Source organism: Paenibacillus sp. JT31N17, from assembly GCF_056269255.1.
Window position 1 is genome coordinate 118,249 of record NZ_JBWDNP010000005.1, and the last position, 22,796, is coordinate 141,044.

Annotated in this window: 17 protein-coding genes; 1 reads left to right on the forward strand and 16 read right to left on the reverse strand. The window is 51.8% G+C overall.

Translation table 11 applies throughout. The annotated features are described in order from the left end of the window. Positions 1–14: 14 nt before the first annotated feature. From csaB to AC0YOB_RS18350, 5 genes are all read right to left on the reverse strand, one after another. Positions 15–1,223 carry a polysaccharide pyruvyl transferase CsaB gene (csaB, locus tag AC0YOB_RS18330; RefSeq protein WP_475794007.1) on the reverse strand — a complete coding sequence of 403 codons (1,209 nt, stop codon included), beginning with the start codon at positions 1,221–1,223 and terminating at the stop codon, positions 15–17. Beyond that, positions 1,172–3,283 carry a DUF5693 family protein gene (locus tag AC0YOB_RS18335; protein WP_475794008.1) on the reverse strand — a complete coding sequence of 704 codons (2,112 nt, stop codon included), beginning with the start codon at positions 3,281–3,283 and terminating at the stop codon, positions 1,172–1,174. The genes csaB and AC0YOB_RS18335 overlap by 52 nt, the downstream gene beginning before the upstream one ends. 12 nt (positions 3,284–3,295) lie before the next feature. Beyond that, positions 3,296–5,008, reverse strand: coding sequence for a phospho-sugar mutase (locus AC0YOB_RS18340; RefSeq protein ID WP_475794009.1), 1,713 nt, complete (start codon positions 5,006–5,008; stop codon positions 3,296–3,298). A 77-nt stretch (positions 5,009–5,085) separates the two neighbouring features. Then, positions 5,086–5,520, reverse strand: a complete 435-nt coding sequence (fabZ, locus tag AC0YOB_RS18345; RefSeq protein ID WP_210039279.1) for a 3-hydroxyacyl-ACP dehydratase FabZ — start codon at positions 5,518–5,520, stop codon at positions 5,086–5,088. A gap of 327 nt (positions 5,521–5,847) precedes the next feature. Next, positions 5,848–6,375, reverse strand: a complete 528-nt coding sequence (locus tag AC0YOB_RS18350) for a CDP-alcohol phosphatidyltransferase family protein (RefSeq protein WP_475794010.1) — start codon at positions 6,373–6,375, stop codon at positions 5,848–5,850. A 316-nt stretch (positions 6,376–6,691) separates the two neighbouring features. Here AC0YOB_RS18350 and AC0YOB_RS18355 point away from each other — a divergent pair, with 316 nt between their 5' ends. Next, on the forward strand, positions 6,692–9,037 hold the full coding sequence (locus AC0YOB_RS18355; RefSeq protein WP_475794011.1) for an Ig-like domain-containing protein: 2,346 nt from the start codon (positions 6,692–6,694) through the stop codon (positions 9,035–9,037). Between the two features lie 140 nt (positions 9,038–9,177). Here the strand turns inward: AC0YOB_RS18355 and AC0YOB_RS18360 are convergent, their stop codons facing one another. The 11 genes from AC0YOB_RS18360 to AC0YOB_RS18410 all read right to left on the reverse strand — a co-directional run bounded on the left by AC0YOB_RS18360 (position 9,178) and on the right by AC0YOB_RS18410 (position 22,794). After that, positions 9,178–9,543, reverse strand: a complete 366-nt coding sequence (locus tag AC0YOB_RS18360) for a DNA-directed RNA polymerase subunit beta (RefSeq protein ID WP_475794012.1) — start codon at positions 9,541–9,543, stop codon at positions 9,178–9,180. Positions 9,544–9,559: 16 nt separating this feature from the next. Next, the gene (locus AC0YOB_RS18365) at positions 9,560–10,381 is read right to left on the reverse strand and encodes a flagellar hook-basal body protein (RefSeq protein WP_475794013.1); all 822 of its coding nucleotides are present in this window, start codon (positions 10,379–10,381) and stop codon (positions 9,560–9,562) included. Positions 10,382–10,451: 70 nt separating this feature from the next. Further along, positions 10,452–11,522, reverse strand: a complete 1,071-nt coding sequence (locus AC0YOB_RS18370; RefSeq protein WP_475794014.1) for a flagellar hook-basal body protein — start codon at positions 11,520–11,522, stop codon at positions 10,452–10,454. Positions 11,523–11,820: 298 nt separating this feature from the next. Next, positions 11,821–12,810, reverse strand: coding sequence for a rod shape-determining protein (gene mreB / locus AC0YOB_RS18375; RefSeq protein WP_210039033.1), 990 nt, complete (start codon positions 12,808–12,810; stop codon positions 11,821–11,823). 103 nt (positions 12,811–12,913) lie between these two features. Continuing rightward, positions 12,914–13,201 carry a sporulation transcriptional regulator SpoIIID gene (spoIIID, locus tag AC0YOB_RS18380; RefSeq protein WP_188997743.1) on the reverse strand — a complete coding sequence of 96 codons (288 nt, stop codon included), beginning with the start codon at positions 13,199–13,201 and terminating at the stop codon, positions 12,914–12,916. 216 nt (positions 13,202–13,417) lie between these two features. Continuing rightward, a complete protein-coding gene (locus AC0YOB_RS18385) occupies positions 13,418–14,173 on the reverse strand; it encodes a peptidoglycan DD-metalloendopeptidase family protein (RefSeq protein WP_210039034.1) in 756 nt (251 codons plus the stop codon). A gap of 135 nt (positions 14,174–14,308) precedes the next feature. Next, entirely contained in the window at positions 14,309–15,517 is a 1,209-nt protein-coding gene (gene spoIID / locus AC0YOB_RS18390) for a stage II sporulation protein D (RefSeq protein WP_475794015.1), read from the reverse strand. Between the two features lie 275 nt (positions 15,518–15,792). Further along, on the reverse strand, positions 15,793–17,259 hold the full coding sequence (murA, locus tag AC0YOB_RS18395) for a UDP-N-acetylglucosamine 1-carboxyvinyltransferase (protein ID WP_475794016.1): 1,467 nt from the start codon (positions 17,257–17,259) through the stop codon (positions 15,793–15,795). Between the two features lie 217 nt (positions 17,260–17,476). After that, the gene (locus tag AC0YOB_RS18400) at positions 17,477–17,728 is read right to left on the reverse strand and encodes a DUF1146 family protein (protein WP_475794017.1); all 252 of its coding nucleotides are present in this window, start codon (positions 17,726–17,728) and stop codon (positions 17,477–17,479) included. A 45-nt stretch (positions 17,729–17,773) separates the two neighbouring features. Further along, positions 17,774–20,911: a S8 family serine peptidase gene (locus AC0YOB_RS18405; protein WP_475794018.1), complete on the reverse strand. Its 3,138-nt coding sequence runs from the start codon at positions 20,909–20,911 to the stop codon at positions 17,774–17,776. Positions 20,912–21,204: 293 nt separating this feature from the next. Beyond that, positions 21,205–22,794 (reverse strand): NADH-quinone oxidoreductase subunit N, encoded by a 1,590-nt coding sequence (locus AC0YOB_RS18410; RefSeq protein WP_475794019.1) that lies wholly within the window; start codon positions 22,792–22,794, stop codon positions 21,205–21,207. Positions 22,795–22,796 lie beyond the last annotated feature (2 nt).

Here is a 22,796-nt window from a genome sequence, read left to right on the forward strand (position 1 = left end):
GGTTGTCACCTCTATTAGATTAAACGCAAAAGCTCAATAATTTGTTTCGCGGGTCTGCGCGCTTCCTGTTTCAAGAGCTCGATCGCCCTGCCGTGCTTGGCATGCCAATCTTCGGGATCATCCAGCAGATTGAGCATTCCGGCAACGAATTTCTCCGTATCCAGCTGCTCCGTTGTTCCAATCGGCTGAAGGTCTATGCGGTTCAGAAATTGATCAATCTTGGGATCATAGGACAATCCCAGCATAGGCACCGATTGGTTGGCCGCGTAGATAAGCGCATGCAAGCGCATGCCAAGCAATGCGTCGCACTGACTTACCTCCAGCAGCATCTGCTGGGGATCATCCAATGAGCCGGCGATCTCAGCGGAACTTCCGCTGCCGGCAAGGTCGCCAAGCTGCTCGATCACCCGCTCTGATGCCTCTGCATCAGATGGCGTGTGAAAAGGCAGGAACCGCAGCCGCACCGGCCGGCTGCGGGCCAGCGCGCCCAGCGCGGCGGCCACGCGCGCAAGGTCGGCGCCGTCCGTGCGCCATGGGCGCCCGCCCACCCCCACCCGCGGCAAAGGCTCCGCCGCCGCTGCAGGCGCAGGGCCCGGGCCCGCGGCTCCGCCAGCGGTCCCAGGGCCGGCTGCCGCCCCGGCGCGCGAATGCGCCGCGCCGGGAAGCGGCAAGCCCATAACCGGATCGGGTACAACCTCGATCCGGTCCGCAGCCACGCCCATCCGCCCAAGCAAAGCGGCGGATTCGGCGTCCCTGACGCTCACGTATGCGCTGCGGCGCATCACGCCGCGGATCAACCGGTCCATCCACCGGCGGTTCACCGGTCCGATGCCCTGGGAATAAACAAAGACCGGCTTGCGAAGCAGCTGTGCCAGGCGCATAACGCCGGTGTAATAAGGGATTGTCTTCGCGCCTGTCGCATCCTGCAGCAGGCTGCCGCCGCCGCTGATCAGCCCATCGCTGCCGCGGAGCGCGCCCAGAACCGCTCCGGGGCGCATGCGATGTACGGCTTCTACACCGTACATCTCCGTGGTCCACGCCGGATCGACCGACAGAACGACCGGTACAATCCTAAGGCCCGCCTTGGCGCCTTCTTCTTCAAGGGCGAACAGAATCGATTTCAATACCGCTTCATCGCCGCTGTTGCGGAAGCCGTAGTAGCCGGAAACAACTATGCGCCGGGTTTGAACTTCATTTTCTCCTGCGCGGAGCGGGGTACCCATCGTTTCCAGACCCCCTCCAGAACCTGCCAGACCGCAATCATGACAAATCCGATAATAGCGCCCAACACCAGACCAAGCAGCACGCGGATAATGGAAATATGCAGCGGCGTATGAATATGGGCGAAAGTATCGACCATAGACAGCTGCCCAACCGCTCCTACAATAAACAATACCCATGCCGCGCGATAACGAAGCGCCAGGAACAGGCCCAGGAAAAATAAGGGATGCGCAAACAGAAACTCTTTGTTGCGCGGCCGCACGCCGAAGGTCGACTCCAACGTATTGCGCAGCAGCACTTCGATGGATGTCGTTTGTCCTTCATTTCCAGTCCGGGATAAATAATACATTCCGGCTGCGCCAACAATGACAGCCACGACAACACCAAGAACCGTAATTTTCATCGTTAGCAGCCGGCGTAAATTGCCTATTACAGATTCGCCTGTATAAAGAAATACATACAAGGCGGATAACCCGATTGGCGCCAGATGAAGCATGCTTACTCCGCGGAACTGCTCCAGAACGAGCGAATACGTGATATTATTCAATAAACCGGTAACAAATGGAATGCCTGCCAGAGAAATGACGGCCGTTGCGGCGAACAAAGCAATCGCCATGGCAAGACGGCGGCCGGCTCTGATTCCAGGAAAAAACCACTGTGCCTTCGCTTGCACGACGGACTCCGAAGCTCCGCCTACAGGCCTCCTGTTGCCCACCGTATGTGCCTGCACACGCCTGATAGCCCATATAATAGCGAGCGTCGGAGCGCTGATAGCAGCTCCTAATGCCAATCCCTGCTCCAGGGCTGATTTGGAAAGAACATATAATCCTGCACTGCCGATCAAGCCCAATACGAATACCGGTATAGCAACACCCGGAATGAACGCGCTGATCAGGAGCGTAATAAAGGCGATTGCACCAAGGACGACAACGGCTTTAAGCGGTTTGTGCCAGGATGGCGCTTCATAGTCGAATGCCACTGCTCTGCCCGGTTGGAAACCAAGCTCACCAAGCTTCTTGATTGCCCCTTTTTCCTCGTCATTGCCTGCCAAAGCTGTGTACAGGTTGTCCAGCGGGTCCGTAATGGCGGACTTATTCGCACTGCTTATCGGCGATCCATTAATATAGAACATGCGGATGCTGCGATCCTTCGCCGCCAGATGGAAGCGGTCGGCAATGGCCTCCGACTCCATTGAATAAGCATCACCTTCCGAAAGTGAGTATAAACGGGTTACATTATAATGCGTCAGATAGGCGAGCGTGCTCATCCCTTTTTGCTGCTTGGAGTTCTCAATCGCCGTAATGCCGATGCCATACTTGTTCAGAATTTCGGCAAATGTATATAAGCTGCTCTTCTCGGCATTGTCCTCGTAACCTTTGACAGCATCTCCGTCAAACAATACACGCGTCACACCAAGCTCTTTATAACCTGCAAACAGTTTTTCAACCGCCGCTGCGTCAAAAGGCGTCCGGTCGGACAAACGCGGCAGAATTTGAAATCCGGCATCATGCAGCGTCTGCACAGCAAGCGGATCGGGATTCATTTGCTTTAACACCGCATCCTCCATCGGCGTTTCAATCACAAGCCCTTCGTGTCCTCCGAAGGACCATGGAGAAGCTTGGATATCCCAGCTTTTGAATGTACTTGTGATGAGATCCCGGTATGCCTGAACCTCCTGCGGCCCATTAAACAGAACATAGGTGAAGTTCTCATCGCTTTCCGGTGGCTTGCCTTCCAATTCTCCTGCTTGATCCGAATTATACAGGGAAAGGCGTCCAGCCCAGCGCAGTTCCTGGAGGGAGCTTTCATACAAAGCCATCGTCGTAAAGCCTGCATCTTTCATATGACCGAGCTGCTCCTGGATAAACGACTGCGGACGCGCTTTATAGGAAGCGATTTGCACCAAGTCGCGATAGTCGAATATATATTCAACCTGCTTGGAGGTTTTCTCCATCTGCCAGCGGGTTACGCCGAGCGGCAAAGCCGCGATAATGCCAATTACAACAAGCGCCCACAAAACCGTATGCGCCTTGCGATTCCATTGCTGCCACCTTCGTTGCACGCCTTCCACTCCCTATGCCTTGTTGTCCACTCTAGCCATGACCGCTTGCGTCAAACGTTTGAGGGCATCCGTTGCTTCGTTCTGGTTATTTGACCGCACGGCAAAATATACTTTGATTTTCGGTTCTGTTCCGGAAGGGCGCAGGCAGAACCATGAACCATCCTGCAGCATGTATTTCAATACATTTTCCCGGGGCAGCCCGTCAATTCCAAGGGAATAATCCAGCACTTTGCCGACCGCCGTTCCGGCGATTTCCACAGGTGGATGATTACGCCAGTTTTCCATAATAGAGGTAATCTGCTGGACACCGTCGATCCCCTTCAGAGTACGTGATTCCAAGTGCTCCAGGTAAGTACCGAATTGTGCATATAATTCCAGCAGAACATCGTACAGCGTTTTGCCTTTGCTTTTATAGAAGGCAGCCGCTTCGCAAATATACAAGGATGCGATGACTGCATCCTTATCACGCGCATATGTACCTGCAAGATACCCGTAGCTTTCTTCATATCCGAACAGGAAAGAATGCTCCCCGGTTTTCTCGTATTGGGTCATTTTCTCGCCGATATATTTGAAGCCCGTGAGCGTATTAACAACGCCGGCTCCATAATGACGGGCGATATCAGCGCCCATTTCGCTCGTTACAATCGTCTTCACGACAACGCCGTTGTCAGGCAGCTGCCCGCGCTCCTTTAGGGTGCTCAGCAGATAATGAACCATGATGGCACCAGACTGATTGCCGGATAATACCACGTACTCGCCCTCATTGTTGCGGACAACCGCTCCCATGCGGTCGCAATCCGGATCTGTTCCTACTATAATATCCGCTCCAACCTGATGGGCCAGCTCAATGGCCAGCGTGAATGCTTCACGCTCCTCCGGGTTTGGCGATTTCACTGTGCTGAAATAACCGTCCGGTTGCTCCTGCTGTGCAACCACATGAACATTGGTGAAGCCTGCTTGCGCGAGCACATGGCGAACCGGCATATTGCCTGCGCCGTGAAGCGGCGTATAGACAACCGAAATTTCTGCTCCCGCCCCGCTTTTAAGCAGATCACTGTTCAGACTATGCGAAACGACCGTATCAATATAATCCTGATCCTCTTGATCCCCCAGCCAAATGAGCAGCCCGCTTGCCTCTGCTTCCTGCTGGCTGATGCGAAGGACTTTATCAAAACCGCTCACCTGCTGGATTGCGGCGATTACTTGCTCGGCATCCTCGGGAACCAGCTGGCAGCCATCAGAACCGTAGGCTTTATAACCATTATACTCCGGCGGGTTATGACTCGCCGTTACGACAATACCGCTTGTTGCACCAAGTGCCCTCACGGCAAAAGACAGCTGCGGAGTTGGACGCAAACCTTTAAACAAATAGGCCTTCACACCGTTTCCGGCGAGCACAAGCGCGGCTTCCAAGGCGAATTCCGGCGAGAAGTTGCGTGAGTCGTGGGCGATAACGACAGAGGGAGCGCTGCTCTTGGCAAGCGTCCATGCTGCCAGCCCCTGTGTTGCTTTTCCAACTGTATAGGCATTCAGGCGATTCGTGCCCGCTCCCATAACACCGCGCAAACCGCCGGTTCCAAATTCAAGATCACGATAGAAGCGGTCTTCGATTTCTTTGTCGTTGCCCGCAATGCCTGCAAGCTCTTCCTTTGTCGCCGAATCGATGGCCGGATCGTTCAACCATGCCTCGTAGCGTTCCTTTGCCGTTTGTACCATTCCTATCATTCCCTTCTCTCCACAAAAATAAAGTCTCTTCTATATTATATAGTTGGAATGGACAAATCCATGGACCGTTTGACTCCTTATTCGTTGGGGTCCTTAAGGGCAAACATAATTTCGCCTTCTGCGACAATTTTCCCATCGACCTTGGCGGTAGCCTGTCCTTTGCCGATGATGCCTTTAAACCGGGTGATCTCAACCTCAAGCGTCAAGGTATCCCCTGGCGTAACCTGTCCCCGGAAACGGAAATTATCAATGCCTGCGAAAAACCCGAGTTTCCCCTTATTGGCTTCCACCATCAGAATGGCAACTGTCCCCACCTGGGCGAGCGCTTCAACGATCAGTACGCCCGGCATAACCGGATATTGAGGAAAGTGACCGGTGAAGAACGGCTCATTCATCGTTACATTTTTGATGCCTACAGCCCGTTTTCCCGGCTCCACTTCAAGAATGCGGTCAATCAGCAGAAATGGCGGACGGTGCGGAATAATCTCCTGAATTTGTCTAATATCAAGCAGCTGAAAAAACTCCTTTCGTGTTTCACGTTTAAAATCGTTCGAATTGTGCCACAATAATGTCATCCTTCATGAAACTGCAGTCGTGGAGGTTGAGATAAGGGGTTTGGCCTAATGACCGAAGCGTCATATGGCCAAGCTCCTTTTTTAATGTATAAGCAAAGTATAACTCCCATCATACTTTGCTTATATTTCAAGGGGAAAAGCCTGCCTTCCAAAGGACGGCGCTTACTTATTTCTCTCTTGTAAGACGACGCGCCTCCTCAAAAGGATGGGGGCAACAGAAGGAATGTCCAGCGCCACGTTTCCGGGAAGAGCACTGAAGCCGATTTATTCGACTTTGCCAAGCTTCTCATCCCTGTTGAGAGCGACAAAGAGGAAAATGTAAATAAATGATGTGATAAACGAAAAAATAATAACAGCCCACAGATAAGCAGTGGCATATGAAAGCTCAAAGAAAATAAACATGATCGCCACGTAATAAAGCACCGTTGTCAACTTGCCCATCCAGTTGGCCGGTACCGTTTTTTTCCCCCGAAAATGAAAGAAAGCAGAACCTATGATCATCCCCAAATCTCTAATGAAGATAGCCGCACCCGCGCTCCAGGAAATAAGTCCGGTGAAAAGCAGCGACAAAATGACGGTGATCATCATCGTTTTATCTGCCAATGGATCCAGCATGGAACCCAGATTCGTCACTTGATTATTCCTGCGCGCTAAATATCCATCCAGAATATCGGTTAAACCGGCGGCCACCATGATGAAAAATGCCGTAATCATATGTCCTGCTGCAAAAATGAAGACGTAAACCGGAATTAATATAAACCGCAGCATTGTCAACATATTCGGCAGATTCAAACGCTCACGCCTCCTTATTTTTACTGGATGACGCTTCAAAGTTCCTCAACCATTATACCTCTAGCCCAGGAAAAATAAAACTACTTGGCTATGCCGCTGCCCTCGTTTCCCCACGGTTTTTATGCTTTCCATCCTATTTTCAATCCGCCCCGCCAAAGTCAATCCAAATGAAAACGTAGCGCCCGTTTACAAAAAAGATACTGTCCTGGTCTAAACTTTCCTTCCATACTGACCGAAAATGATATTACACCTAAGTGTTGTTTACTTGAAATCTGTCCAGAAAGCAAGCTAATTGAGTCAGGAGGATTAAAGCATTTTGAAAAAAACCATCCGTAAACTATCTGTTACCGCACTGGTCTTCGTTCTCTGCATGACCAGTCTCGCATCTGTCGCCGGTGCGGCAGCGGAAGTCACCTTGTCCAAATTATTGCTGTCCGCCAATGAGCTTTCACTGGAAGTCGGCGACAGCTCCACCTTGACAGCCACTGGCGTATATTCCGACGGAACGACCAAGAACCTGACGGCCCTTGCGGACTGGAGCAGCGAGAAGGCATCGGTAGCCACTGTATATAATGGAACCATTACCGCCAAATCCGAAGGTTCCGTAACCATAGTTGCTGCTTATGGAGACTTGGTGCAATCCGTTCAAGTTGCCGTAACCAAGAAGGTTAAAGCCTTGACGAAAGATACGCAAATTCTTAATCTCCGCAAAAATGAATCGGGCGCGATCAAGTTGACCGCCACGTATAGCGACAACTCGACTCAGGATGTGGCAAGCATCGCGGATTGGTCCTCCAGCAACGAGAAGGTTGCGACCGTTTTGAACGGCAGCGTGACCGGAATCAGCTCTGGCTCCGCAACCATAACCGCCACACTCGGCAAAAAAACGGTGACCATAGATGTCAATGTAGAGCTGGTCAATCGCATTGCCGTAAACAAATCCAAATTGTCCTTGCTGCTTAAAGGATCAGAAACCGTGGTTCTTACAGCGACATACCCGGACGGCACTACAAAAGATGTGACAGCCGATGCCAAATGGTCTTCCAGCGACGATCAGGTTGCTGATGCGCTTAAAGGCGTCATTACCGGCTATGCAGCGGGAACAGCTGTTATTACAGCCTCATATGGCACAAAAACGACAAGCATCACTGTCGATGTCGACAAGACGATCGCATTGAATGTGGACCAGGACAGCATCTTCCTTCATATTAAAGGCACACCACAGCAATTAAAGGTAACCGCCCAATACGCCGATGGCCGCAACTCGGATATCACGAATGACGCGGAGTGGACCTCCAGCGACGAAACGGTCGCATATGTCAGCAATGGACTGGTCACTGGTTACAAGTCGGGCTCAGCTGTCATAACGGCCAAGTACAACGGCAAGTCGGTTGACATCGACGTCGATGTTGAAGTCGTCAATCATCTGGATGTCAGCCCGGTTAAAGTCGTGATGAGCGCGGGTGATACCGGCAATCTCGCACTGATTGCGACCTATGCCGATGGAAAGCCCGAAGATATAACTGAAAAAGCCGATTGGAGCTCGGATAATGAGGATGTAGCCTATGCATCCAAAGGCTTGATAACGGCCTATAAGTCAGGTACCGCCCAGATTAGCGGCTCCTACGGCGGAAAAACGATCAAGGTAACCGTTTATGTTGATGTACCAAGCAAATTGACAACCAGCTCCAAGGAAGTGAATGTGGAGGTTAACGGTGAATACCAAGCCACTCTAACGGCCGTATACTCCGACGATTCGACCGCAATCATAACATCCAAAGCAAAATGGACAACATCGGACGAAGCTATTGCCGAAGTCGAGGCCGGCAAAATTACCGGACTTGCTGAAGGCACGGCTACAATCACAGCCGATTATAATGGCGTGACTGCCAAAATAACCGTCAAGGTTGGCTTGGCCAAAGAGCTTGAAGCCAATGTTACATTGGTCTCATTGGCTCTTAACGATACGGAGCAAATTACTTTGGAAGCAACCGACCCTTCCGGAAAAGTCACAGACGTTACTGCAGACGCTAAATGGAGCTCCAGCAGAGCGACGATTGCTGATGTGAAGAAAGGGCTCGTCAAAGCCATAGCCAAGGGAACAGCGACCATTACAGCCACCTACGGGGGGCAGAGCGCTGCTATCGCGGTTGAAGTCGACCAGATCACCAGAATCGAAGCATCGGTATTCAACGTTTCGCTCAAATCCGGCAAGTTCGAGCAGATTGCCGTTACAGTGACTTATAACAACGGTAAAATCAAGGATGTCACCGCACTTGCAGAATGGAAGACCTCCAATTATTTGGTGGCCACCGCCAAAAGCGGTAAGATCATGGCAGTCGGCTACGGTAAAGCATCAATCTCCGCTACCTATGCGGGTAAAACGGTCAAAGTGCCGATTGATGTGGACACTTTAAAATATTTTGAAACGAGCGAGGTCAGCCTGACGCTCACTCCAGGAAAGCAAGTACAGGTGATCTCGACAGCAACCTACGCCGATCAGACTGAAGCCGACGTTTCCAAAGCCGCACAATGGGCTTCCTCCAAAGTGACGGTTGCCACGGCCAAGGACGGCATCATCAAAGCGACCGGCAAAGGGAAAGCCACCATAACCGTCAGCTTTGCAGGCAAGAAGGCCAAAATTCTCGTTACCGTCAATTAATCATATTTGCCACAATTCAAAAAGCCGATCGCGGAATGCTCCGCGATCGGCTTTTTACTCAGTCACCTGGGAACCATTCTCAGACATGCAAATAACCCTCTGCTCCAGGCGAGCAGAAGGAAATAAATGGGACCAAGCGTCTACGAATCAGCAAATATTAGATCATACATATGCTTCCAGGTGTCCCATACAAATATGTCTTCTCCAGGCCTCTTCCCGAGCATGGAATAGCCGATATACATCCCGCCGAGTATCGCGATGATACAAAGCGCGGGTACGATGCTTTTCCGCAGCAGCCAAAACAGGATGCGCAGCCCAGGATTCCTTTTGGAACGCGTATTCTTGCCCACCTGCCGCTCGTCGCCAGCCTCCTGGCCACGCTGCTTGCGCGAATCATCCTCCGCCTCTGGCGCTTTGACGTTATCCGGAGCGGCGCGGAGCAGACTTTTTCGTTCCGGCCGTGAAACACCTTCCGTTTCGATAGCCGTCTGTTTTTTTATTTCCATTTCAGTTCACTCATTTCTAAGCGCGCATGTTGTTCGCGAGTCCCATCATGGTATCACTTGAGGACAACGCTCTAGCGCTTAACTGATAAGCGCGCTGCACGTTAATCAGTTCGGTCATCTCATCGGTTAAATCAACATTGGATGCTTCCAGATAGCCCTGGTTTACAGAGATGTCATTGTCAGGAGCAGCCGTCACGGTGCGAAGAACATCCCCTACATTTAATCCATCCGCAAGGGCGAATAGAATATCGGCAACCGGCGAGAGCAGAGCCGGTTTTACTGCTTGAACGAGCTTCAGCTGGCCAAGCGCCAATGTATTTCCGTCAGCCAATATTCCCAGTAGGGAGCCATCCTTATCAAACTTAACCGACTTCACTTCAGCCGGTATCTCAATACGCTGATCATTGGTATCCAACACAGGATACCCTTCCCTGGTTGTTAATATATTCATGCCATTATTGTCAAATGTCAGCTGAAAAGCTCCGTTGCGCGTATACGCCAAATTACCCGCGTCATCGGCCATCACCTCAAACAATGCATCGCCTTGTATCGCCACATCGTAAGGCTGATCGGTTTGCTGCAGCTGGCCCTGCGACAGATCCGGCTGTACATTTGTAAGGCGCGAGCCCCATCCCTGGTTGAAGCCCAGCGGCGTGAGCCTGCCAGGCTGCGCGAAAGCCTCCGGCTGCTGCTTCAAGGTGGTTAACAGATCCTCGAATGAGCCTTGCTTGCGCTTATAACCGGTTGTATTAGCATTCGCAATATTATCGGCGAGTATGTCCAGCTTTTGCTGCAATCCGTTCATGGATACCATGGCATTGATCATTGAACTGTTCATGAGCCGTCTCCTTTGTTACAGGCTTCCATCTGCTTGGAATGCCTGCGGGGCTGATACAATACGATAAGGTCTAAACACGGCCCACTTCGTTAACTGCTTTGTCCAAGCTCCGGTCGTAGAACTGAATCACCTTCTGATTCGCCTCATAAGCCCGCATGGCTGACATGAGATCAACCATGGATTGTGCCGAGTCGACATTCGAACGCTCTATGTAGCCTTGGCGAACCTCCACACGGTCAGCCGCATTCACAGGACGCACATTGCCGGCATTGCCATTCAACGCGAATTTGCCGTCGCCGCCACGCACCAGCTCATTCGGATCGTCAACCCGTGTCAGCAGAAGCTGTCCGACATTGGAACCAGGTCCATGAACAAGCTGATTCAGTCCATTCAACTCCAGCTGGTTCAATACGATTCCCTGCGGCAGCTGAATCGGTGCTCCATCGGTTCCAATCACTCTTGTTCCATTGGCTATCCGGACAAGAAATCCCTGCCCGTCCTGCCTGATCTGATTCATAGCAACGCCCTGGGGAAACTCAATCGGGTCTCCACCCGCTCCCAGCACTTTTGAACCTGCCGACAGAGCCAGGAAACCCTGATCCCCTAACGTCAGCTGATCCATCGAAATCCCCTGCGGCAGCTGAATCGGCTCTCCATCCACTCCAAGTACTCTTGAGCCGTCGGCCATAGCCAAAAATCCCTGCTCGTCCAGCTTAAATGAACCATCGCGCGTATACTGCGTTTCTCCGCCCACATCCTGTACCGTGAAAAAGGCTTGAGGCTGAAAAGTCAGCTGGCCATCAGGCGCTACATATTTGCCGGATTCATCAAACTGAATGCCCGGCACTTCGATATCCGACAGTATGGCAAAATCAGACGGCTGACCGGTTTGCGTCAAATCGCCCTGCAGCTGAATTTGCAAGCTCTCCTCGGCAAAAACACCAGTGTTGATTTTCCCGATCGGACCGTTTGAATTTTCTGTTCCTGTGAGCTGCAGCAGCATTTCCGGAAATGACCGGGTGACTGCGTTATTTTGCTTATAACCGGGGGTATTTATGTTCGAGATATTGTTCGTGACGGTATCATGGCGATGCTGCTGGGCAATCATGCCCGCTGCAGCCGTGTATAGACCTCTTAACATGGACTTGGAACCTCCCGAGAGCTTCTACCGTGAAAGCTGGCTTCGCAAACCTCAACCCAAGCTTTCGCTAGGAGCGCTGACTTCGTAAGTATATGCTGTGTTTGTTCAAAGAAACACATGAAACGGGCGAAACGAATACATATACCTATATATCGGCAGGAAAATGAGCGTGGTGAATAGTATATTCCTATGTCTTTAGGCTCATTTACGCTTCTCGGCACGCCCCCCTTTTGGCGTCCTACCCAAGCGCAGCGCAACCTGGATCTGTTCATCTGTTGGCGAGCTTAGAGAACCTAGCTTATTTCTTCATCCGGTCCAAATGATCCAGCAGCAGTCCTGTTCCCTTTACTACACAATGCATAGGGTTCTCAGCGATAAGAACCGGAACGCGCAGTTCTTCTGCCAGCAGCGTATCCAACCCGCTGAGCAGTGCGCCGCCTCCGGTAAGAATAACGCCGCGGTCAATAATGTCTGCCGAAAGCTCCGGCGGAGTCTGCTCCAGCACGGATTTGGCTGCCGCCACGATGTGCGAGACCGGTTCCCAAAGCGCTTCCCTTACTTCTTCGGAGTGAATCGTGACTGTAAGCGGCAAGCCCGATACCATATCCCTGCCGCGAATATCGACTTCTTCCCTGCGGCCGTCCTGATAAACCGTTCCGATCTGAATCTTGATATGCTCGCTAGTCCGCTCGCCGATCAGGAGCTTGTACTTGTTTTTGATATACTTCATAATCGCCTCGTCAAATTTGTCCCCGGCGACCTTAATAGAAGAGGCGGTAACGACATCGCCCATAGAAAGAACGGCTACATCTGTCGTTCCGCCACCAATATCCACGACCATATTGCCGCTTGGCTGATAAATATCCATTCCGGCACCGATCGCAGCCGCTTTAGGCTCTTCCTCCAAGAATACGTCCCTTGCTCCGCTCCGCTCTGCAGCCTCACGAATTGCTTTTTGCTCCACCGATGTTATATTAGTGGGGGCGCAAATAAGAATTCGTGGGCGGCTGTACCACGAACGGCCGCCCACACGATCAATAAAAGACTTCAGCATGATTTCGGTAATTTCAAAGTCTGCGATAACGCCGTCGCGAAGGGGCCGGATGGCAATGATATTGCCGGGCGTACGCCCCACCATACGATGCGCTTCTTCGCCAACAGCGAGCACGCGCTTTGTTTCGCTTTCGATCGCCACGACCGAAGGCTCATCCAATACAATGCCCCTTCCTTTCACATGAATGGACACATTAGCCGTGCCTAGATCAATTCCAATGTCCTTGCTAAACATAAGTCTGAAGTCCCCCAGAACGAATAGTAGTCGATGCAAAAATCATATCGTACTTTATTCGCTGAATTGAACGAAATTCCTCTATTTTTGTAGAAAAAATCGCTTACGATTTTGCTGCGGCAAGGACTTCGCGTTTACGACCGCTTGTTTTCTTATACTTTATTTTTGTCGCCTCTCCTCCCCTTAGGTGCCGGATCGATTTATGGTATTCCAGTATGTGTTTCACCTGGTCCGCCAAATCGGGATTGATTTCCGGTAATCGCTCCGTCAAATCCTTGTGCACCGTGCTTTTCGAGACGCCAAACTCTTTGGCAATCGTTCGTACCGTATGCTTCGTCTCGACGATACAACGGCCGATCTTTATGGTCCGTTCCTTGATGTAATCGTGCACGCTCCCGCCTCCCTACTCGAGATAGTTTGGTACATTATATGAGGGGTACGGGTATATATTCTTTATGTCCAAGCCTGACAAGCTCAAGTTATGCAAATATTTTCAAAAACGCAGGCCGCAAGGCTTATCCCAAGGGCTTGAAAATAAGCAAAAAGACAGGGTTTCCCCTGCCTTTTCACACTTTCGCTCTTGACCTGCTCAATTTTATTCTGTTTTTTATTGAGCGGCGTCCGCGGAGGCCATGGTCAGCAGCGTGTTCGGGTTGATTGCTTTTCCGTCCTTACGAACCTCGAAGTGCAAATGCGTACCCAGATCCTTCTCAAGCTCGCTGCGGCCTGCTCTTGCAATCAGCGTGCCCTGTTTCACATCATCGCCGACTTTGACCTGTACATCGCTAAGGCTTTGGTACACGGTCACCAGACCGTCCGCATGCTTGATCTCAACAATGCTGCCATTCAGCGGATGCTGCTCCGCTACCGTTACTTTACCGCTGAGCGCTGCGTTGACATCAAAGGTTTTGTCATCCGCGTTGGCCAGATCAATTCCCATATTGCCCATAAACGTATTCCCTGATTGAATCAAAGCCGCCTGACGTTCTTCACTTGGCGCCTTCTCATCATAGAAAGGGGACACTACTTCCAGCTGCGTGTAGTCAGCCGGCCACTGCATAGTCTCGTTCGCAGAAGCGATGACTTCCAGCGTGTCTTCCGTTTCGGTCGTGTCAGCAGTTTCGTCCGTCGTACCTTGGCTTACCGCAGAGTCGGTGGTTGTCGGTGCAGTCGTAGTTGTTTCATCCGCCCCCTGGTAAATCCACATTAAGGTTACGATAATTGCTGCCGCGGCCATGAACGCTGCTGGTGCTGTCCATTTCTTCGACAGCAGCTTTCTCCATGCAGAAGGTTTGACGGCAGTTCCTCCCATAGCAGTTTTGGGAGAGTCTTCATTGAGCTTTGGTTTGTTTTGATCATTCATTGTTCTATCACCTCACTAGCCATTGTTGCCACAACCTAGCAGTTTATACGTGAGGGCCAAACATTTTTGAAAGATTGTCAGAAAGCGGGCGCGGCAGTTGATCTCGCGGCCTGCCTGGCCGCAGTGTACATCCTATTAACCTCCTGCGCCCAATAACCTGGATCTTTGCTGCAAGACTAGCGCCGATAACGGAAGCTTCGAAGCTTGCTCCACCTTTGTTCCAGAATAGTAGTGAGTCACAATTTGCACCGCACCGATGCCGTTCTTTGCCATTCCGTCGGCTCCCCATTGACTCATGCCCACGCCGTGTCCATAACCAAATGTGGTGAAAGCAATTTCATCGTCCTGGATTGACCACGAGAACTGCGAAGATGCAAGCCCGAGCTTCTCACGCACCTCGCGGCCGCTGAGAGTCTTTCCGCCTACAGCAACCGTTTTGATCCGTTTGCCCTCGGTGGTTTCCAGAATCCGCATCGACCTCGCTGCGCTTTTCTTCACTCCCAGCTTGTCTGCAAAGTCACCCAGCTTCATCGTTACCGTCTCTTTGTAACGCGGAGAGATCTCCTTATCCCAGGGACTCGCTACGCTTTGCAGATAGGGTACATCTATTTGCCAATAATCGGAGGCATTCTCGGTATAGCCGTTGCTGGTAGAGAAGAAAGCGGCCTCTATAGGCTCGCCTTTGTAGGTGATAATCTGACCTTTCGTTTCCTCGACTGCGCGGTTCAGCTTGTTCAGATTCGCTTCCCTCTCCGCCCCGTTCCAGCGGCTTAAAAGCTTGTTCAAGGACAAATAAACCTGATTCTGCACGGTGTCTGTCACATCGGCCGCTCCGCCTGACGGAGGAGTTATTCTCTCACCCGCGGCAAGGCGTCTGTAGATGTAAGTCCTGGCTGCTATTGCCTGCGCCTTGAGCGCCTCCAGTTCAAATTCAACAGGCATTTCCGCCGCAATTACGCCGCGCACATAAAGTTCAATGGGCAGTGTCTCGATACGCTTGTCCGCCGTGAGAAAAACCTGAACCCTCGTCCGTTCATACTCCGTTAGAGAATTCCCTTTGGAGCCTGTATCAACATCTCCATTGGGCCCATTGCCTGAACCTTTCCGGTCAGTTTCAGATGGTTGCGGGCTAACCTGTTCCCCTATACTCTCATCCGGCGCTTTTACAAGAGCAGACTCTATCTCTTCAATCTTCGTTTCCTTTATATCCCGCTGAGCGTTCATCAGTAAAATACCTTTCCATAGGACAATGACTATCAGGCCTGCCGCAAACCCGCCCCACCAACGCCTTGTCCCTCTCCGCCAGCTGCGGCGCCGTCCGGTCTGCCATCTCATCTGATTCATTGCACACTCCTTTCCCGACCTGTCCGGTTCTATTCTTCCTGCTCTCTTAAGACATCCGCTGCTCTATAGTCTATGAGGTGTTTTAGTAGGATAGTACCGAAAGGAATGGGATACGGTTATTAGATACAGGGGCGTTTACGATAAATAGAGGCGGCGAATCACGTTGATCAATAGGGGGATTTACCTTACCTGCAAAGCGAACTGGAGGCAAAATAAATACCCCCTTCAACGCCTGTAACAAGCGGTGAAGGGGGTATGTTGTAAATAATGTCTGATTACGCCCAGGTTGGCTGAACCTTCATGCGGGCAACTTCTTTTTCGCGTTTGTAATCATGCTTCTCGGCAGCCGGCTCGGCCGATACTGCCGATATGATGACCTCGGGCGTCATCTCAGGCTGGGCCGGAAACATAATGACATCCTCCAGCGCCTTCGCATAAACCGGTTCCTGTGTGACGGCTGCCGCTTCCGTGTCCCGCTCCTTATTCTCGTCGATACGGAAAATCGTGGCGCCCAGTCCCGCCAGCTTGCCCGTAATATCCACGTAACCACGATCGACATGATGGATACCGGTGATTTCCGTTTCCCCCTCGGCACAAAGCGCTGCGCATACCAGCGCCGCACCCGCCCTCAGATCGGTGGCGCATACTTTGGCGCCCGTTAGGGCAAATCCGCCGCTGACAATCGCTGTGCGGCCTTCTACCTTGATTTGAGCACTCATCTTCTGGAACTCCTCCACATGCATGAAGCGGTTCTCGAAGACGGTCTCCGTCACGATGCTTGTGCCCTCCGACATCATCAGCAGCGCCATCATCTGCGATTGCATATCCGTCGGAAATCCGGGATACGGCAATGTCTTGACATCGACAGCCTTCAGCCTGCCCGGGGCACTGACACGAAGCCCGTTATCAGTCTCCATGATCTCGACGCCCATCTCCTGCAGCTTGGAGATCACAGGGGCCAGATGGTCGGCAATCGCACCATCTATATGTATATCTCCACCGGTTATTGCCGCTGCAATCATATAAGTCCCCGCCTCAACGCGGTCGGGAATCACCGTATGTGCAACGCCGGACATTTGTTCAACGCCTTCAATTCGTATAATTCCGGTTCCGGCTCCACGGACCTTTGCGCCCATCGCATTCAGATAATTGGCAAGATCCACGATTTCGGGTTCCTTGGCTGCATTCTCAATGGTTGTCGTTCCCTGTGCCAAGGCTGCAGCCATCATAATATTTTCGGTCGCGCCGACACTGGCAACGTCCAGATATATTTTGGCACCTTTAAGACGGTTTGTTGTACGGGCTTCAATGTAGCCTTGACCTAAAATGATTTCTGCACCCATGGCCTCAAAGCCCTTCAAGTGCTGGTCAATGGGGCGCGTACCGATCGCGCAGCCGCCCGGAAGCGAAATTCTGGCACGGCCAAGGCGGGCAAGCAAAGGGCCCATTACCAAAAATGATGCCCGCATCTTGCGGACCAGCTCATATGGAGCTTCAAAGGAGGTTAACTGCTGCGCGGATATCCGCATCGTCTCATTGTCGTATGTTAACTTGCCGCCTAATGCGGTAAGCACTTGTTGTATCGTTGTAACGTCGTCTAGATTAGGCACGTCATAAATGACGCTGTCGCCTTCTTGTGCCAATAACGTGGCAGCGAGAATCGGCAGAACGGCGTTTTTTGCCCCGCTCACTCGTACATTTCCGGATAATCGCTGGCCGCCGCGGACGATTATTTTGCTCATCTTAGGTTTCCCTCCGCGCGCAGTAGATTCGTCTAACTGATCGTGTAATATATGATACCATGGTTTCGGCACCCAACTTTCATCATAACATTTACCAACATAAAGCGACAAGCTTTATTTTCAGAATGTCAAAATTACCGTCATTTTATACCATTCGGAGCATGATTGGTTTTTGGTGCCGTCATATACTACCCATTGTTGACATGTTCCCTCGATGTTATTCGACAATTCCTCTAAGCAGATTGGACCATTGCCAGTAATCAATGACAAATCCAGCGAACAGATGTCCCAAAATAACAGCGATCATGACCTGCAGGAGACGGGCCCGGGTGCTTTTGGGACGGCGCATGAATAAATCCAGTTTGACATCTTGAATGACATACCAAGCCAGTGTAATGCACATCAGCTCGGTGACGATGGACACCAGCGCGTGCAGGCCTGCAGTGGCAACGACATTGTCCATATCCATTTCCTTGTTCACCTGACCTCATAGGTTTGACCGTACGTGCAAATACTATTGTAAAGCCCGCAGCAGCAGAGAAGCAAATTCAGCCCTGCTCGCCGTTTGCTCCGGTTTAAACTCCTGATCGGGATAACCGCCAATCAAGCCTTTTTGCTTCAGCGCAGCAAGAGATGCGGATGACCAGTGATTCATATCCACGTCATTGTAGGGTGCCTTCAGCGGTTTGACAGTACTCAGACTCAGCGCCTTGACGAGCATAGCGGCCATCTCTTCGCGTGTAATGAAACGCTCCGGTCCGAATGTGCCGTCCGGATAACCGCTCGCCCACCCGGCTGATACCGCCTGCGCAATAGCTCCGGCTGCCCAATATTTCGCGGGAACATCCCTATATTGTACCGCACCTGCCTTAGCCGGTTTAAAAGCGCGGACCAGCATGGATACCGCTTCGGCTCTGGTAATGCTCTCATCCGGCCGGAATCGGTAAGCGCCGCTGCCGGCGATAATCCCTTTTTTATTTAAGGCAACAATCGCTTCTTCGGCCCAATGTCCGGCAATATCTCGGTAACCCGCTACGATTTGATCCGCATCGATGCGAAGTCCGTAATATTGTTTGTCGAACGGGGCGCTTGCAGTCACTTTAATGTAATACAAGCCTGCTTCAAGCTTGGTCTCTGCGGCGATTCCGGTCTCTCCCGGTCTGGATTGAAGAGTGGAAATTATTTTTTGGCGCTTATCCATGATGACTGCCTTTATTCTTACATCGGCAGGGATGCCGTTTACCTTTAGACCTACGACACTTCCAGCCCCAAGACGCAGCTGATACCAGTCTACATCCTGCGCATCGCCAATTACACCTGTGTAATCAGAACCTGAACTGATTGCTGTCGCTTCATAGGTTTTGTTGTTCGGTTCATTGGGATCCGTATATTTGGTTCTGAAATCCATTGCCAGCGTATACTGCCCGATGACCGGACTTGCCTGTGCGGACATGGCGTTATATACGCGAAAATAATAAGTCCCCGGAGTAATGCTCATCAGTTCGGAGGTCTCGCTTGCACCTTCGCCATTCTCGTCCACCTCAAGCAGCGGCCCATCCTTTAATTGAATGGAAAGCGAAGGGTCAATCCGGACAGAATCCGTCGATAACGACAGCTTGAGCGTGCCTCCGGTCTCGAAATGAACCATATACCAGTCACGGTCTCCCGTTTGATGAAAATTGCCGACAATGGTCTGGGACCTGGGAGACAAAGTGAATCCCGAATACTGTTTATCATTGTTCTCATAAGCGTCTGCGCTCATCTCAAAGCTCGAGGTAAGCAGATAAGGAAGCACGGTTTGATTCTGGTTGTCTGTTAATTGAAGCTCAAAATAATTAATCCCTTTCTTAACCTTCCAGTCTGCGGTTTCATTGCCCAGTCTGGTCTCCTTCGTGCTCTGGGCATCGTCGCCGGTATAATGCGTCATGGTAACCGATGGCTGTGAGCCCTCTCCAGCCGTAATCCCCTGAAACTGGATAGACATTGTGCCATCATAAGGCGCATCAATCCTATACCAGTCACGGTCGGCATTCCCGCTGATTTCTGCGGCAATTTTGGTTCCTGCAGGGAACGCTGCCGCTTGGTCACGGGTATTATTCGGCTCATATTGATCGGTCTTGAGCGAAGCTGCAACGGCCTTATCGACGCTGAGCAGTCCATAGCCCGAGGCGTCATCAACACCCTTTTTCCCGATATCTTCCGCGCTCTGCCTTAGCGTCTCCCGGATTTGGTAAGGCTTGTAATCCGGATGCACGGCCCAGATAAGCGCGGCAGCGGCGGCGGCCTGCGGAGCAGACATTGAGGTCCCCTCCTCACGCGTATAACCGCCTCCAACCGCAGCAGTATATACGCTCCAAGGAGCAACGATATCCAGCTCCGGCCCTTTATTGGAACGCGGCTCCGCTTTGCCTTCTGCCGTTACGCCGCCCACAGCCAGCACGCTTGGATAAGCTGCGGGATATTTCACCTTGGCTTTGGATCCCAGTGTTGCTCCGTCATTGCCGCTTGCGGCAACCAGCAGCACGCCTTTGGACTCGGCATACAAGGCGATGTCCTTCATATAAGGCGAATATCTGTAAAGTCCGACGGAAAGAACAACAATCTTCGCGCCATGCTTTACGGCATACAGGATCGCTTCACCGAGACGCTCCTCATCACCGTAGCCCTCTTCATCCAGCGCCTTGATCGGCATGATCCTGGCTTTCCACAGAATCCCGGATATCCCCTTTCCGTTATTGCCATTGCCCGCCAGAACACCTGCCACTGCCGTGCCGTGACCATTATCATCTTCTGGGGCGTTGCCAGGATGAACGAGATTGGTGCCCTCAACAAGATTGTCCTTGAGGTCCGGATGGTCCAGATCGACTCCGGTGTCTACGAGCGCAATCGTCAGACCAGTCTGGTCATGCACGGTCGACCATGCTTCCCTGGCCCCGATCTGATCCAGAAAATGCTGCTTGGGCAGCTCAGGGTCATTGGTGCTGACCACGCCGAGCACCGCGACGGTGCTGCTCGGCTCCACATACGCAACACCTGGCGTTTGGCGAAGCGTACGGAGCCATTCCCCGGTGTCGGTCCCCGGATCTTCAGGGCGAACGACATCCACGACTGCAGACAGCGACTGCCGGCTTATGACATGGGTCCCGGGCAGTATTTGCTCCTGCCCGGGATTCCATTTGAGGAGCCAGCTTTGCGTTTCCCCTGAGGAGCCTCCTGCTGCCCTTAGCGGGCCTTCAGCAGCAGATAGAGCAACTTGTACAGACTCGCCTCCCGAACGGCTTAGAACTGGAGATATAGTCCCCAGAATGAGACTCCAGACTAACAGCACGGCAAGCATAAAAGACCATCTGCGTGCAGCACGTCCTGATTGTGCTTTATGGGCATTTACAGGGACTGCGGAATCATATCTCCGCTTCAATCGTCTCCACTCGTCCAAACGTTTATTTCCATACTGGTCAACTTCCGCGGCTGCATATATATTCCCGTCGATCAGGGCCTGGTGAACCTCTGGCGGACAGAAGTAACCGGATTGGAGCATGGGCAAACAAGCCTGGCCAATACGGCCTTGCGCTCCAGTTGCAACCCTTCCGGCTACGCCCTCCGGATTGCTTTTATTATTCGAATGCGGATCCCAGTATGGTTCGTTCATCATATTCTGCCTTTAACCTGCAAATTAGTGTTATGAAACCTTTTCGCGTTTTATGGTACATTCTCCTTTTGCCAATTTCTTTAAATCTTCATAAAGAGACCATAGAGACCTACATGGATTCCATTTACTTATCGATACTATGCATCTGCGATCCCGCTTCATTACCTTTTTGAAATATCCGAAATGTTAAATTTCACGGAAGGGTCCGGGATAAGGAAAAAAAAGCGGTCCAAGTCCCCTGTTCAGGGCCTGAACCGCTTTCCAGATCAGCGTGCTTCATGCAGGTTGCAGACAAGCTAACTGCCAATACGCGTAAACAAGTCATTGACGACGGAAAAATGCTCATTGATCCAGCCCAGAACAGGTCCGGGGACAATACCAAGCGCAACTGTCAAAACCGCGCTCAGCCAAATTACAATGCCTGTCGTCACCGGCACGGGAACCTCAGTATCCTGAGTCGCCGAGCGCATGAACATTTGGCGGACGATTCCGAAATAGAAATAATACGAGATGGCGCTGGTTGCCACCATGACCGCCACAATCCAGTAAGCCTGGGACTGGGCAGCGCCAAGCAGGATGAACAGCTTGCCAAAAAACCCGCCTGTAACCGGCAGTCCCGCCAGTGAAAGCACGAATACAATCATAGCGGCCGCTGTCCAGGGCGCCCGGTAATACAATCCGGCGAACCCGTTCAGCTCATCATTGCCGGATGCCTTGCTCACAACAGTGATAACGGCGAACGCTCCGATATTCATCAGCATATATACCGCCAGGTAGAACAGAAACTCGCTGAAATTGGACGTGTGATAGCCTTTGAAGGAAATCCCCAGCGGCACGAGCAGGTACCCTGCATTGGCTACACCCGAGAGCGCCATGAGCCGCTTCAGATTCACCTGACGCAGCGCTGCCGTGGAGCCTATGATCATCGCAGCGGCCGCCATAATAAGCAGCACGAGCAGCATATCGTCGGCAATGGGGGCATCCGGCGTATTGGCGAAGATCACAACATTATAGACGATCCGAAAGACAACAGCGAGCGCAGCACCCTTGGAAACAACCGCGAGAAAAGCCGTAATCGGCGTCGGTGCGCCTTGATAGACGTCCGGTGCCCAAAGATGAAACGGCGCTGCTGCAATTTTGATGCCAAGCCCTGCGATAATGAAGAAGAAGGCGATATAGAGCAATTCTTGGAAATCTGCAGCATGCTGCTGGACACCGATCGCAATCGCGCCCAAATTCGTGGCGCCTGTGATCCCGTACAGATAAGACATTCCAAACAGGATCAGCGCGGATGAGATACCGCCGGTCACCACATATTTGAATGCAGCCTCGGCAGACTGGACGGCATGCTTTCGAATTCCAACCAGCACATAAGTTGTGATGCTGAGCAGCTCAAGACCTAGATACAAGGTGATCAAATCACCGGAAGAAGCCATCATCATGGCACCGACGACCGCCGGCAGCAGCAGATAATAGAATTCGCCTTTGTCCGGAATCTCCGCGCGCTTGACTGTTCCCAGGCTCAGGAGCACAATCAGCACCGTTGCCACCAGAAAAACGATTTTCAACAAACTGGAGAATTGATCGATCCGGTAGCTGTCAGCCAGCAGACGGATCGCACCGCCTGTTGGCTCACCGTTGGCATTCGCAGAAAGCGGGTGATTGACCAGTTCGATTAACCGCCAGATCACAAAACCAAGCGACGTCAACAGGCCGGCAAGCGTGAGCCAGCCAATAACCGCCCGGCTGGTTTGTCTTGGCATCGCCAGATCAATAATGACCAATACAATTGTAAAAACAATGAGAATCCATTCCGGGGCGAGATAGGCCGCATCGCTCCAGGTAAGAGGTTGAAGAGCCGGAAGCGGCTGTTGGGTAACATCCATTG